General features: G+C 41.8%; 3 protein-coding genes. All 3 read left to right on the top strand.

What is annotated here, in order from left to right:
- Positions 1-126: 126 nt before the first annotated feature.
- From DMZ48_RS01915 to DMZ48_RS01905, 3 genes are read left to right on the top strand one after another with little or no spacing between them, the layout of a single operon-like run.
- Entirely contained in the window at positions 127-2,316 is a 2,190-nt protein-coding gene (locus tag DMZ48_RS01915; protein WP_143953409.1) for a T9SS type B sorting domain-containing protein, read from the top strand.
- Between the two features lie 29 nt (positions 2,317-2,345).
- Positions 2,346-4,523 (top strand): PorP/SprF family type IX secretion system membrane protein, encoded by a 2,178-nt coding sequence (locus tag DMZ48_RS01910; protein WP_242009076.1) that lies wholly within the window; start codon positions 2,346-2,348, stop codon positions 4,521-4,523.
- Positions 4,524-4,568: 45 nt separating this feature from the next.
- A complete protein-coding gene (locus DMZ48_RS01905; RefSeq protein WP_143953407.1) occupies positions 4,569-16,241 on the top strand; it encodes a T9SS type B sorting domain-containing protein in 11,673 nt (3,890 codons plus the stop codon).
- Positions 16,242-16,251: the final 10 nt, after the last annotated feature.

Here is a 16,251-nt window from a genome sequence, read left to right as displayed (position 1 = left end):
CTTGGCATATATAAATAGCGTTTTCACCACAAATGTGGATAGCTGTTGAAAAAATCTCATAACTTTAGGTTACTAATTTCAAATGCTTTTACTTTGTAAGTACCCAAATTAATACCAAAAACTATTATGAATTTGCTACGAATCCCAAAAACTGTGTGCCTGCTTATGGTGGTCGCTTGCGCTTCAGGCGTAACTTCTCTCCGTGCACAGGAATTGCAAAAACCCGTATTGGGTTTTTCAGACGCGTGCGCATCTACAGGTTTCAACAGTTTCGCAGTTTCATTCTCCTGGAATCCAACCAAGATGGTGGATTCAACGAATGAATTTGTCCTCGAGCTTTCCGATGTATCGGGATCTTTCAGCAATCCTGTAGAATTAAGCAGATTGTCTGACAAAAACACCACTTTCGATTTTGATTTCAACTTCGCTATGCCGGAATCGGTTTCCGGTAATAGTTACAAGGTACGCGTAAGAAGCACCAAACCTGCTCTTACAAGTCCTGCAAGTGATGTCTTCACAGCACACTATCTAAAAGTTACGGATGCTCTAGTCGTAAATAACTATGAAGAGCAGGCAGTATGCGAAGAAACCACTGTTTTTCTCTCGGTAGATAATTACCCTGATGAAAAGGCTTATAACTGGTATAAAGACATGGTATTGATCCCCGGAGAAAAAGAAGCTTCCATAGAAGTATCTGAACCGGGTATCTATTTTGCAGAAGTTGATTATGGAGAATATTGCTCGGTATCTACTGCTTCTAATCTTGTTGAAGTTTTTATTGAAGCTTCTGTGGGAATAGAATTAATAGGAGATAGCGAGATCTTTTTGTGTGAGGGAGAAACCTATTCACTGACTACCAATTTCTTTGATCCTGACATGACCTATGCCTGGTATAAAGATGGCGAACTTCTTGAAAAAACCAGTAATAATTCATACGAGATCGATGCTTCAAACGCAGATTTTGAAGGTGTTTATTACGTAGAACTTGAAAAGCCAAGTGGTGGTTGTACTGAAACTAGTAATAATGTTAAGCTAACTGCCACCGGAGTTGATCTGACGTTATCTAATAGTGGCGGAAATACATTATATCCAGGTCAGACGATAACTTTAAGTGCCAGTACGTCAGCAGAAGTGAGTAAATATGAATGGTACAAGGATAACACATTGATCACGGATGCAACCGGTGCTTCACTCGATATTACCGAAGCCGGAAGTTATTATGTTAAGATCTTCCCGGTGAACGGATGTGTTTCTGAAAAGAAATCTGAAACCATAACTATTGGTACAGCTTCCGGATATGTTGCGGAGATTACGGCAGACGATTATACTTCTTGTGCGTCAGAGGTTACTCTTTCCTTGAATTCTGTTTCTGTAGATACAGAAAATGGATACGAAACACTGGACGAGTCCAGTTTACAAAGCTTTTCATACCAATGGGTATATAATGGAAATGATCTGGAAGGTAAAACTGAAAGAACGCTTGTTCTTGATGAAAACGCACTGAACGGTGCATATGCATTGAAGGTTATGATCACTGAATCGGAAGCCATTGAATCAAATGCGATGAATATTGTGATGGGAGTAAATGAAATTCCTGTGATCATCATTGATGGAGAAGTTAGTTGTGACGGAGGAACAGCAGTTACGTTAACCGCTTCAGTGCTCAACACCGATTATGTGTATACCTGGTATAAAGATGGTCAGAAATTATCTGCCACCGGTTCGAGTATGCAAACTACTTCAGGAGGTCTTTACAGTGTTAAAATTACCAGGGGAAATTGTTCAGCTATGTCAGAGGCCGTTACTATCGATGGTTTTGATGAAGAGGCTGTTCAGATTGATGCTCCGGACACTATCATACTTAATGAAGGCGATACAAAGATCGTTTCAGCTAGTGGTGCGGAAAGCTATCAATGGTTTGATGCCGATTATAACCAATTATCTTCATCCTCTTCGGTGACACTTTCTACGGAAGGGGAATACATTCTGAAAGCGATGGTAGGTAGTTGTGAAGTGATGAAAGTTATAAAAGTGGTTTATCAATTAAGCTATGCTGTACCGAATGTGATCACCCCGAATGGTGATGGTGTAAATGATCTGTGGGTATTGCCTTCTGCATATGCCTATAATCCTGAAATCAATGTAAATATCTATACCCAGGCAGGTACTCAGATATTTTCTGTTACAGATTACCAAAATAATTGGCCACAATCAGGTTCTATAACTTATCAGGCTGGAAACCCACCGGTATATTATTACAGAATTACCCGAGGAAAAGAAACGCTTAAACAAGGTACAATTACCGTTATCAAGTAAGTATAATAATGAAAGGGAAGTTATTCATAATGATGATTTTGATGCTATGCGGCTCCTGGCTCTTCAGTCAGGAAGATCAGCCTGTGGCACCCATCAATATACCTTCCCAGAATTTATTGAAATTTAATCGTTTTCTTATTAACCCTACTTTCTCCACCGTACAGGAGGATAAAAGTTATCTGAATCTTTATCATAGAAATCAATGGGTTAAATTCGATGACAATTACCAAACATTTCTTGCCAGCTATTCAGGAAGAATAGGGGATCGTTCGGGACTTGGGTTGAGTATCTACCATCAGAAATTCGCAACGATCTCAAATTTTGGGGTAATGGCGAACTATGCATACGGAGTTAAACTTTCTGATCTGAGCAACCTTACCTTCGGCTTCAACCTTTCTTATTATGACAGTGGTGTTGATCAGAGTGGTTTAAGTTCTGCGCAACCTAATGACCCGGTATTAATGGAACTTAATGGAAGTTCTATGCTTTCATTTCAACCAGGTTTCAATCTGTCTGTAGGAAGCTTCGATGTTGGTATCTATGCTGAGAATCTCTTTGATTACAATTTGAAGGCAGGTGAATCTCTTACCAGCTTCAGTGAAAAAACATTTACCGGACACCTGATGTATACCAAACGGTTTAAAAACACCAATGGTATTATGGAGCAAGGTAAATTAAGTGCTCTTTCGAGAGTAAGACGGGTAGGGGAGGAAGATATCAACCTATCCGGAAGTTTGATCCTGGATCTGCCAAAAGTAGGTTGGGCCCAGGCCGGATATGATGAATTCTATGGTGTTTCTGCAGGACTCGGCTTTAACCTGAATAAAAGAATCTCAATTGGATATACCATAGAAAAGGGATTAAAAGATCAGATTTCGAATTTTGGTGTAACTCATGAAGTGCATTTTGCCTATTCATTCCAGCCAAACCTTACGGAAGATATGGTTCTGAAAGATATCGAAGAAGATGGAATGATCGTGGAATTGGATGAAGAAGCACAAGATTCTATCAATAAGCTTCAGGAAGAGATCGCAGAGAATCAAAGAAGGAGGGAAGAAATGATGTTCAGACAAGATTCCATTAATGAAGCGAAACAACGGGAAGTGAATAAAAGGTTCGCCTATCTTTTACATTATGTGAAAGATATCAATGATCCCGAAAAGGCCCGTGAAGTCAGAGATGAGATCATGAAGATGAAAAATGATCTGGATAATGGTCTTGCCTTCGATGAAGATAAATTTGATAATATAAGAGAACGGGCGCTTAGAGCTGCTATGGAATCACAGCAGGAAGAACACCAAAAAAATACCAAAAAGTATAATACAAGGGTTGCAGCTAATACTACAACAGGCTCCACTTCTGCAAAAAGACAAGATTCCTATTCTCTATCAACAGGAAATTATGTTGCTGGTATGCCTACTGGATCCTATGTGATTGCTAATGTTTATAAAGGTGACTATTATACACAGAAATTCCTGGATAAACTTAAAGGCGATGGTATAGATGCAGGTGTTTTTGAAGCAAACGGATTGAAGTATGTTTATATCGATAAATATGATAGTAAATCTGCTGCTTATGATGCCAAGGCACACGATTATAACGGAACCTATTCCGGAAGCACATGGGTTTATAACATTACTAATGATGATATTCCTGCAAGTGTTCAACCTTCTAATACCGCAATCGCTTCAGCGGATAACGCAGCTAAAGATTCGGAAGATAATTATACTGAAGATAATAACGAGATAGCCAACTCTGACAAGTCGGCCAGTAATACTACTATAGGTAAGGGATCAGGTTTGATCAATACTTCCTATGAAGAGTATTTACAACGCAATAAAGCAGGTATTTCACAATGTACTGAACGGTATATTGCATCTTTGATGGCGCCTTATCGCAAGGCATTACCACAGGAAGAACTTCTTGCTGATGCCAGTCTCGATGAAACGACGACTGTAGAAAAAGACCCCAATGGCTATTATATTGTAGCTAACGTTTATACGGATATGACCTACGCCCAAAAATTTGTCGATTCATTAGACAAACAAGGGATTAAAGCAGAAATATATATTAACCCAGTAAACAATTACAAGTACGTATATCTGGAAAAATACAAGACCTGGAAAAAGGCCATGAGCTCCTATCGCTCCGGAATCCGGGAAAAGTATAAGAACGATATATGGATTATGCCGGTAGGCAGTTCGTAAGTCCCAAAACAAATCGAATAGTATTGAGCCCCAAATTGATATGCTATGATGAAAAATTACTCTAAATTAACCAACCTACTACTCCTTGCCTTCATTTTATTTGCAGGCAATTTTGTGGTTTCTGCTCAGGTAGGAAAAACCTTTGAACAGCGCTATACTACAAATATCAAGGGAGAATTGATCATGTTATCCAATAACATTCTCAATCCTTCTTCTAATCCGAATGCCGATTACAACGGTACACAGGATAATAATGATGTGGATGTAGCCTATATTGATATCGACGGAGATACAAAAACATTTAGTTCTTCAAGTTCTGATCTTGCATTGGATGAATGTTCGCGAATTGTCTATGCCGGTTTATACTGGTCCGCCATATATCCGCATGACAATGATGAAAATACTCCGATCAAGAATGATTGGAATCAGGCAAAGCTTATGGTACCGGGGCAACCATATGTGGATCTTACCGCAGACTGGCAGTATTATGGCTCGCCAACGAACCGGGATAATGAAACTTCTTATGTATGTTACAAAGACGTTACAGATTATGTGACGGCGCTTGCGGATCCAAACGGTACTTATACTGTTGCTAACGTACGTGCGAACCAGGGTTATAAAAATGGTGGATCTGGTGCAGGTTGGATTCTGGTACTGATCTATGAAGATCCTAATCTTCCCGGAAAATATATTTCTACTTTCGACGGATATGCCGCTGTTGGCGGTGGAGGAGTGGATAATCAGCTAGATTTTAGTTATGGTGGATTTCAAACCATTCCAACTGGACCTGTTAGAGCGCGATTAGGAGTTGGTGCTCTGGAAGGGGATTATGCAAAGACTAATGACCGTATGCAAATTATTGCAGATGGGAACCCGGATCCAACAGATTTCTATGATATTCCAAACGATCAGGGAAGTAACAATAACTTCTTTAACAGTAGTATTACTGTTGATGGTGCTAATGTTACAACAAGACAACCAAAAGGTTTCAACGCTTTAGGTTTCGATGCTGATATCTTTGAACTGAATAATACTAACAACGGAATCATTGGGAATAATGAAACTGGTGTAACTGTAAGAGTTGAAACCAATGGAGATGGTTATGGTGTATTTCTTAATACTATTTCTGTTGAGATTATAGAGCCTAATATTTTACTTACCAAGACCGTGGAAGACCTTTTAGGAAATGATATTTCCGGAGATGGGGTTACTCTCGGTCAGGAAATGTATTATAACCTTGGTTTCCAGAATATCGGTAATGATAATGCTCAGGATTATGTGCTTCGTGATGTACTTCCGGTAAACGTGGATCCTATTGAGGCTGATATTATTTTACCGAACAGTATAAACGGTGAATCGGTTACTTATACCTATGATCCCGTTACCCATGAGATCGTTTTTAATATTCCCGATACCTATGTGGAGATCGGTGATCCGCAATATGAGATAAAATTAAAGGTTAAAGTAAAGGATAATTGTTTTGAACTTAGAGATGCGTGTTCTAACCTAATCCAAAATACAGCTTATGCTTCTTATACAGGAGAGATCAATAAAGCAATAGTTTCGGATGATCCTTCAGTGGCTGGGTTTGATTCCTGTAATCTAGGAATTCCCGGCGCAACGAATTTCCTGGTAGATCTTGGAGATTGTGATTTTTCAAGGGAAGTGTTCTTATGTGGTTCTTCAGCGACATTAACTGCGGGAAGTGGTTTTGAAACCTATCAATGGCAAAAACAAAACGGGGATGGTTCTTATTCAGATATTCCCGGTGCAACTGGTCAGACCTATGATGCGACTTCCTTAGGGAATTATCGCGTTATCAAAACCGCTCCGGCTCCGTGTCTTAGCTTTAATGAAGATATTGCCGTGGTAGCTTTTAGTAATGGTATCACAAATCCATTCCTGCCAATGGCAGATGAGATCGTAACCTGTACCAATGACGGAACAGAATTGCCTAAGTTCTACCTTTGTGGAACGAACGATGACAGAGTTCTGGATGTTACTTTTGATGATGCGGTTTCTTTTGAATGGCAAAGATTGAACGATGGATGTGCTGACGAAGCGATCGATGATTGTCCTACACGTTCGAATAGTTGTACCTGGACTACCGTATCTACAGATGAAGATTATGTGCTTGACGGTCCGGGTGAGTATCGTTTTGTGGCAACTTACCAAAATGGATGTTTCAACCGTTTCTATTTCAAAGCCTATGAAAACTCGGTAGATCCGGTTGTAAATAAAAAGGATATTTTCTGCGATGCCCAGGGTAAAATCACAGTTACCAATGTAGGTTCAGGGTATGAATTTGCGCTAACCAATGATCCGGGTAACTTTAATGTTGACTCTGCTTCATGGCAAACCAGTAATGTATTTGATATCGCTGCAGAAGGAGTCTATACCGTATTCATCAGACAGACCGGAATAGATTTTTCCAGTTCTGATCGTGAGCCATGTTTATTCTCAGTACCTAACATCGCTATCGTAAACAGAGACTTTACCGTTGATGTTGATGTTACGAATCCATATTGTCCTACTGATATGGGGTCCATCTCGATCTCGATCAATGATGTCGATCCGCAATATAGCTACGAATTAAGGGACGGTGACGGAAATCTGGTCGATACCTATGGTCCGGATAATGATAATAACTACACTTTTACCGATGTGCCAACCGGAGATTATGTTGTAAGTATTACAACTACCGATGGTTGTACCTATTCTGAAGAGGTTACGATTCAAAGTTCTTCAACACTTTCGCTTACTGCACGTGTATCACAACATATCGTTTGTGATCAGGGGAATATTCAGATGGATTCTAATGGTGGTAAGACACCGCATACCTATGCGATCTGGAGTTACGTACCAGATTCAGATGCAACAATGCCCGCTATCAGCTATAATGATTTCGATGAGATCGCCAATAAGGATTTTCAAACCAGTGTGATTTTTGATATTCCATTTGGAGGACAGGGTACGTATCAGTTTTTAGTAATTGACCGAAATAATTGTGTAGCGTTGTCGAATCCGGTTCATATTGATCTTATCCCGGCGGTGGATTATACAGTTGTTCCTAATGATGTTACTTGCTATGGAGCCAATGACGGTAATATAACCGTAAATGTTATACCAGGTTCCGGTGGCGGAGGATATAAACTGGAATACGAATTACAGTATGCAGATGGTTCTGTTTTAGGAAATGAATCGGGTATCTACGACAATTTACCTCCGGGCGATTATGTGCTTTTTGTACATCAGATTCATGGAAATCAAACCTGTACCTTCGAACACCCTATAACTATTTCACAACCGGATAGTGCATTAGCAGGAGAATCAAACCTGGTTCAGGATGCTATATGTACTGCGGGAAATAGCACGAATACAGGGATTATCGAAGCGATAAATGTTACCGGAGGAACGCCTCCCTATAGCTATAGCCTGGATGGAACAAATTATGGTTCAGATTCAAGATTTGAAAACCTTGCTCCCGGCTCCTATACCCTTTATATCAGAGATGCCAATGGCTGTTTGGTTACGGATTCGGAAACGATTACGCCTCCGAATCCACCTACAGATATCAATTTTACCGCTACTACCCTTACCTGTCCTGATTTAACAGCGGATCTTACTCTAAGTGTAACTAATGGTAGTGGTGCGATCACTTATGAGATTATTGCTCCGGCTTCGGAAGCAACCTCAAATACAACAGGAGTGTTCAACGGACTTGAGCCTGGCACCTATACGTTCAGAGTTACCGATGCCAAAGGATGTAGCTATCAGGAAAACTATACGATCAATCCGGTGACACCGATAGCAGTGATCGGAAATCTTGTAAATAATGTACAATGTTATGGTGATAGTGACGGAACAATAAGATATACCGTATCTAATTTTACGTCTTATGATTATAGTGTTACCAATGGTTCGGGAGCCTTAATTCAAAATGGATCTGCAGCAAATGCAGCGACCATTGAAGTAACGGGATTACCTGCTGGTAACTACACGATCACAGTTACAGACAATACTACCAATTGTCAGGATACTGCTTCGGTTACGGTGGCTCAACCACCTTCCCCGATTGCAATTGATGCTACCGTTTCTCCGTTAACCTGCAGCAGCAATGGATCTGTTTCTATTACCGCTTCCGGAGGATGGGGATCCTATGAATATCTTCTTACTTTACCGAATGGTACCCTCCGCGGACCTCAGGCATCTTCAATTTTCAATAACCTGACTCAGGTAGGAGATTATACCTATACAGTACGAGATGCGAATGGATGTGAATTATCCGGAACTTTCCAAATATCGGATGCAGTCCCACCAACTGTGACCTTAGCGGCAACGAGTGATCTTTGTTACGATCCTGCAACGGGTGTGAGTCTGGAAGCTACGGTAAGTGGCGGTGTTGCACCTTATGTCTACAGTTTAAATGGTGGTGCGAACCAGAACAGCAATGTATTTAGCGGATTGGCACCTGGAAGTTATACGGTAACGGTAACGGATGCTTACGGATGTACGGCTACTTCAGCGACTGCATTAACAGTGGCACCACAGCTTACGGCTTCAGCCTCGATCACCAAGGAACTGGATTGTTCAGCGAGTCCTGATGCTACGATCACTGTAAACATAGCGGGAGGATATCCTGATTACAGCTATGAGGTGAATGTGGATGGTAGCGGTTATACTGCGGGAGCAGCATTAGCAGCTGGCAGCACTTCTTTTGTATACACAGCTTCGAGTGATGGAACCTATCAGTTCCAAATTACGGATAGCGAAGGTTGTGTGGTGGAAACTGCAGTGATGACGGTTGAACCGATCAGCGAACCACAGGCAACGCCAAGTGTTACCGATGTAAGTTGTAACGGCGGAAATGATGGTGTGGTAAGTATTGTAGTAGATACGGCTTACGGAACGCCACCTTATCAAATAGATTTTAACGGAAATGGTTACAGCACTCAAACTACGTACAGTGGTTTAACTGCGGGTAGCTATACCTATACAGTTAGAGACAGTAAAGGTTGTACCGTAAGTGGTACAGCGGTAGTGGGTGAGCCAACAGCAATTACCGCTACGGCAGCGATCACTCAGGCATACAGCTGTATCACCGAAGGTGTGGTTGAGGTTCAGAATGCAACCGGAGGAACGGCACCTTATGAGTACAGCATCGATGGAACGAACTTCAGCAGCAATAACAGCTTTAGCGGATTAATCGATGGAAGCTATACAGTGGTTGTACGAGATGCGAATGGCTGTACCCTTAGTCTTCCTGTCACGATTGACCCACTGACTCCGGTAACGGATCTGAGCATTAGTGCTACTGCTGTGGTATGTCCTGCATTGACTTCGGATATTACGCTGACAGCGACTGGAGGAAATGGAGTACTTACTTATGAGATCATCGCACCTGCGGGCAGTGCAGCGAGCAATACCACAGGTATATTTACAGGACTTGCTCCTGACACATACACTTTCCGTGTTACTGACGAGAGTGGATGTGCCTATGAAGAGAATTATACGATCAATACGATAACCCCGATCGCCGTAGTAGGAACTCTTGGCAACAATGTGAGTTGTTTTGGAGCTGCGGATGGTTCGATAGACTTTACGGTATCGAATTTCACTACCTATGATTATGTAGTGGTTGATGGATCGGGAAGTACTGTAGATAGCGCAACAGGTGTTAGTACCGGGGCGATCACAGTAGATAATCTTGCTGCGGGTAATTATACGATCACAGTTACCGAATCGGCTACGGGATGTGAGGCTACGGCTTCAGTACCGGTAGCAGGACCGACTGCGGCGTTAAGCCTGAGCTATGAATTAAATCCGCTTACCTGTAATGGTGATGCCTCCGTGGTGATCACCGCAACAGGAGGATGGGGAAGTTATCAATATACACTGACATATCCTGATGGTACGACCAACGTAGGGCCACAGTCCTCGAATATCTTTAACGGACTAACTGCACTTGGAACCTATACCATTACTTTGAGTGACGGAAACGGTTGTGATGTAACCGATACATTCACTATTAATGCTCCGGTAAGTCCTGTAGCAACTATTGGTGCCTCCTCTGTGCTTTGTTTTGATTCAGTAAGCCTTTCTTCTATAACTATTGATGTAACCGGTGGTGTTGCACCTTTTACCTATAGCGTAAATGGTGGTTCCCCACAATCCGGAAATGTTTTTGACAATCTGATTCCTGGAACCTATGATTTTGAGGTTATAGATAGTTATGGATGTACAGCTACAGTGAGTCATACTATTTCTGAGGAATTCAGAGCGAGCAGTCTGCTTACCAAAGAGCTTGATTGTTCCGGTAGTCCGGATGCTACTATCGATGTAACCATCGAAGGGGGTTATCCTGATTACACCTATGAAGTAAGTCATGACGGAGGAGCCTATACTGCACCGGTTGCGGTTGGAGCAGGATTGACATCGATTAGTTATACTACCGCAGTAGCCGGTGATTACACTTTCAGGATCACTGATAGCATTGGTTGTGTTACCACTACTACTGTTAATGTACCGGTGTTGACCGTTCCGGATATCGTTTCACTGGCACAAACAACACAGATTTTGTGTAGTGGAGAAGCGGGTGCTGCCATTGAGATCAATTATGATAATACACTTGGAACGGCTCCGTTTACAATCAGTGTAATTAACAATACAACCGGAGAGGATTTCGGAAGTCTGACTTCTGGATTAACCGCGGGCGATTATACAGTAACGATCACGGACGCTAAAGGCTGTTCAGATTTTGATACTATCACGATTACAGAGCCGGATCCGGTTACTTATGAAACAGATTTTACTCCGATTACCTGTAATGCTTCAGGAACCAGCAATGGTACCATAACCATAGAGAATGTTGGAGGTGGAACAGCAGAGTATACCTATTATCTGAAAGGGAATAACGGTTATTCTGCGAGTTATACTACTACCAGCGGAGGAGAAGATTATACATTTACAATTCTTGAATTTGGTATTTATCAGGTGGATGTTGTAGATGCAAATGGATGTGCAGCTCAGACTGTAGAATTTATCGCATCTCCACCAGAAGATCTAGACATCGATGTGAGTACTACCACCACCGATTGTGCTGCTGGAGGAACAGCAATTGTTACTGTTGAAACTTCAGTATTATCGGGTGATTATGTATTTGCCATTCTTGAAAAGTATGAACCACCTTATGTAGATGATGAAGCAAATGATTATCAGGGTCCAACCGACCCGGGAGGAGCTTCAACAATCTTTACAGGATTGATACCTGGCGTTACCTATACTTTTGTAGTAAAGGATAATGTTACTAAATGTTATTACTTCAAATCAGCGGAAGCACCTATTGATACGCCATCGAATTTAACGAATTCACTTGATGTCGTGTCTCCGGTATCTTGTACAGGAAGTGCAGACGGCTCAGTTAGCTTTACGATCGATAACTATGAAGTTGGCACAACTGATGTAGGTTATGAGATATTTACAACACAATCTAATGTTTCAACCGGGATTGCAGGTACAATACCGGTTTCATCCGGCCCTGAAACTGTTGAAGATGCTGGTCCGTTGGCACCGGGAACTTATTATATTCTTTTTACAGAAATTGGTGGAGGATACAATGGCTGTACTTCAGCTTCAGATCCGTTTACCATAACCGAATCCACAAATGCACTAGCACTTTCCTTAACAGCTACAAACGATAATTGTGGTGTTAACCAGGGAACGATCACAGCGATCGGACAATATGGTACAGCTCCTTATGAATATCAATTGGTAGTTAGTGGTGGAAGTGCTCCTGATAAAGATACATGGACCGGTTCATCTGCAAACGTATTCAATGTTGAGGCTGGAGATTATGACGTTTATATCAAGGATGCTAATAATTGTATTCAGGTAGAATCCATTTCTGTGGATGAAGATCCATCGCCTGAGATTTCGGGTGTGGTTACCAATCAATGTGCTGCTACTGAAGGTAATTTCAGTATTGAAATTAGTTTAACCAATGTTGGAGTTAATCCTTATAGCTATAGCATTGACGGAAGCGTATTCCGCGCTGTTGCCATGAGTGCTGCCGGGGATAGCTTTACTATTGATAATTTAAATTCAGGATCCCATACCATCGAAGTAAGAGATGTGAACGGATGTTCGGATTCAATTACGCTAAATATTTATAAACCAACCTCACTAGTAGCAGAAATCATTACACAGCCTACTTGTGGCAATAATGATGGAACCGTTACGGTAAGAGCTACCGGTGGTTCCGGAAGTTACAAATATGAACTTTTTGATGGATCAGGAGTAAGTGTAACCGGAGGACCTCAGGTTTCAAATGAATTTACTGGCCTGGGAGCTGATAATTATACAGCATGGGTTTATGATGACCTTGCAGCAGGTTGTAATGCCAATGTAGAAATCGAACTTGAGTTACCTACTGCGGTATTATTTGAAACTGAACCTACTAACGTGAGTTGTAACGGCGGATTGGATGGAAGTATTACGGTGATTCTTGATCCTTCAATGAATAATCCACCCTATACGTATTCACTGTATGAAATGGATGAAACAACGCTGATCACCGGACCACAGTCTTCACCGATCTTTACCGGACTTGAAGCAGGATCTTATAAAGTACATGTGGAGTCTGAAAGAAAATGTTTCTTATTTAAAACGGAGACGATCTTAGAACCGGATCCTGTATCGGCCTTGGCAGAAGCTACGGAATTTGCCTGCGATGCGAGCAATGGGGTGAATCAGTCAACCATCACGGTTACGGCCAGTGGAGGAACGGCGCCTTATATGTACAGTATTGATGGTACAAACTATCAGGAGTCAAATATCTTCATGGTATCCGACACGGGCGTAGCTCAGTCGATCAATATCGATGTTCGTGATGCGAACGGATGTTTTGGAGCGGCTTCTGTGACGATCGAGCCTTTACCGGTGATTACCAATGTGGCGATCACGCAACTTACAGCGATCAGCTGTGCGAATGCTGAACAGGTACAGTTGGTGGTAACGGGCGGATCGGGAGACTTCACTTTTGATCTGTTACCAATGGGAACAGCGAGTGTTGCTTCCGGCGCAGGAGTTTACGATGCGACCTTTGATTTGGCGACACCTGGCGATTATGTATTCCAGGTAACGGATAATGTAACGGGATGTTTCTTTACAACAGCTCCTTATACGGTAGCTCCTTATGATACCATTGCAGTATCAGCTACAGCTACTAAGAATGTAACTTGTTTCGGAGCTGCGGATGGAGAAATGGAGTTTGACGTTACGGGTTATAGTGGAGCATATACGTATAATGTATTTGATAATAACAATAATTTAGTTCAGGGTCCATTAACTGGAAATACAGCGGTTAATCCTGAAACGATCACTGGTCTTGATGTTGGAATTTATCATGTTGAGATTACTGCAACGGAATATCCATATTGTCCGGCAGTTTCCAATACGATCACGATCACCGGACCTGATTCACCAGTTGCAGTGGTAGCACAGATTTCTAAGAATCTGACCTGTGCTCAAAGTGGTCAGATCACTGCGAACGCTACCGGAGGGTGGGGTGGTTATGAATATCAGTTAGTAAATCTTACGGCTGGTGGAACCATTATCCAGAACTTTGGTACTAATAACGTATTCTCTGATCTTGCATCGGGCACTTATGAGATCACTGCAAGAGACAGCCAGGGATGTAGTGACACCGAGACGGTTGAGCTTATTCAACCTGATCAGATCGTTGCTTCAATTTCCGCAAATGCAGAGATTCTTTGTGAAGGAGATCAGTCAGGTAGTATTATTGTTGACGGAGTATCAGGAGGTCGTCCGGATATCGATCCGAATGCCCAATACCTGTATATCTTGAATTTCCTTGATGATAATGGAAATATAACAGCAAGTACCGGAGCTCAGTCATCCAATACCTTTACAAACCTTCCTGCAGGAAACTATAGTGTAACGGTAACCGATAGTTGGAGTTGTGACGGAATCTCGGCTCCGGTAACTATTTCGCAACCTACAAAAGTTGCTGCAACACTCCGTATGGATGCTGCTAATACCTGTGCAACGGATGCAGTGCTAATATTGACGGCTACAGGGGGAACAGCGCCTTATGAATATAGTACTTCCGCAGATAGTGGCTTTATAGCAATGTCTGGTAATACAATCAGTATATCAGTACCTGTAGGGACTCATAGATATTATGTTCGTGATGCGAATGGATGTGTGTCTCAGGTTACAAACGCGATCTCCATTGAAGAGGTGCCAACTCTTCAGGTAATGGCTGAAGTAACTGCAGATGTAAGCTGTTTCGGTGAATCTACCGGGTATGTTCAAGTGCAGGCGATCGGAGGATTAGGTAATTATATGTATACCTTACTCGATGTGTCTCAGAATATGAGTAATCCGGTTAGAGATGCACAGGCTTCCAATGAGTTCTATGATCTTCCGGCCGGAGTATACTATGTATATGTGGAAAGTGAAGATTGTTCGGTTATGGAACGTGTACAGATCGAAGAAGGTAATCCGTTATCGGCTAAAGATCCGGTAGTTTATAATCCGATGTGTTCCGATGATCTGGGAACAATAGAGATCGAACTGGAAGGTGGAACAGGTGACTATCAGTATGCGATATCTCCTAGACTTGACCAGTTCCAGAGTGAAAATGTATTTTATGATCTGGAACCAGGCACCTATACTATTATTGCTCAGGATTCCAGAGGATGTAAACCATTTATCTTTGAAAGAGAGATTGTTGCTCCTGAGAAACTTACAGCAGAACCAAAGGTGTTGTCACAGGAATATTGTGCTGGTGAGAACACGGGAAGCTTTGAGATTGAGGTAACCGGAGGTGTTGCTCCGTATTATACAGCGATCAACTCCAGAAGCGATGCAGATTTCGTGGAGGGCAGATTACTGTTTGAAGGGCTTGAAGGCGGCGCAACCTATGTGGTTTTCGTTCGTGATGCCATGGGCTGTGAAACCAATGTGATCGTTGAACTGGAAGAGAATATCAACCTTGATTCTAAACTTCAGGTGAATTATACCTGTGTTGGTAACTCTTCTTCCAACGAAGTAACAGTAATAATGGCAGATGAAACCTTGGAAGACGTGATCTTTACACTTGATCAGACTAAAGACCAGTTTGATAATACATTCATCGATCTTTCACCTGGTCCGCATACCATGACAGTAAGCTTATATGGCTGTGAACGTACGATCAATTTCGAGATTGAGAACCTGCAACCACTTGAACTATCATTGGGACAGGAGACCATCAATGAACTTACGATGCATGCTACCGGAGGTAGAGCTCCTTATGAATATTTCGTAAATGGTGTATCTGTTGGAGATGATGAAACTTATCGAATCACCAGAAGCGGTGTTTATGAAGTAGTGGTACGTGACGCAAAAGGTTGTGAGCAGAGAGGAACTATTGAGCTTGAATACATAGATATCGATATTCCGGATTTCTTTACACCTGATGGAGATAATAATAATGACACCTGGGGGCCTGAAAATGTAATTCATTATCCAAATATCATTACCAAGGTTTATGACCGCTACGGTAGAGTTGTTGGTGAAATGACGATCGGTCAGTCCTGGGATGGTAAATACAACGGAAACCCATTACCAACCGGAGATTACTGGTATGTGATCAAATTGAACGGAGAATCGGATGAACGGGAATTCGTAGGTCACTTTACCTTATATAGATAAAAGAAACTTA

Source organism: Robertkochia solimangrovi, from assembly GCF_007279655.1.
GTDB classification, from domain to species: Bacteria; Bacteroidota; Bacteroidia; order Flavobacteriales; family Flavobacteriaceae; genus Robertkochia; species Robertkochia solimangrovi.
This window is presented reverse-complemented; position numbering and strand designations above follow the sequence as displayed.

What these genes read in the sequence shown, in the direction of transcription:
- DMZ48_RS01915 (WP_143953409.1), top strand. Translation starts at nt 127, where the DNA reads ATGAATTTGCTACGAATCCCAAAAACTGTGTGCCTGCTTATGGTGGTC.
- DMZ48_RS01910 (WP_242009076.1), top strand. Translation starts at nt 2,346, where the DNA reads ATGATGATTTTGATGCTATGCGGCTCCTGGCTCTTCAGTCAGGAAGAT.
- DMZ48_RS01905 (WP_143953407.1), top strand. Translation starts at nt 4,569, where the DNA reads ATGATGAAAAATTACTCTAAATTAACCAACCTACTACTCCTTGCCTTC.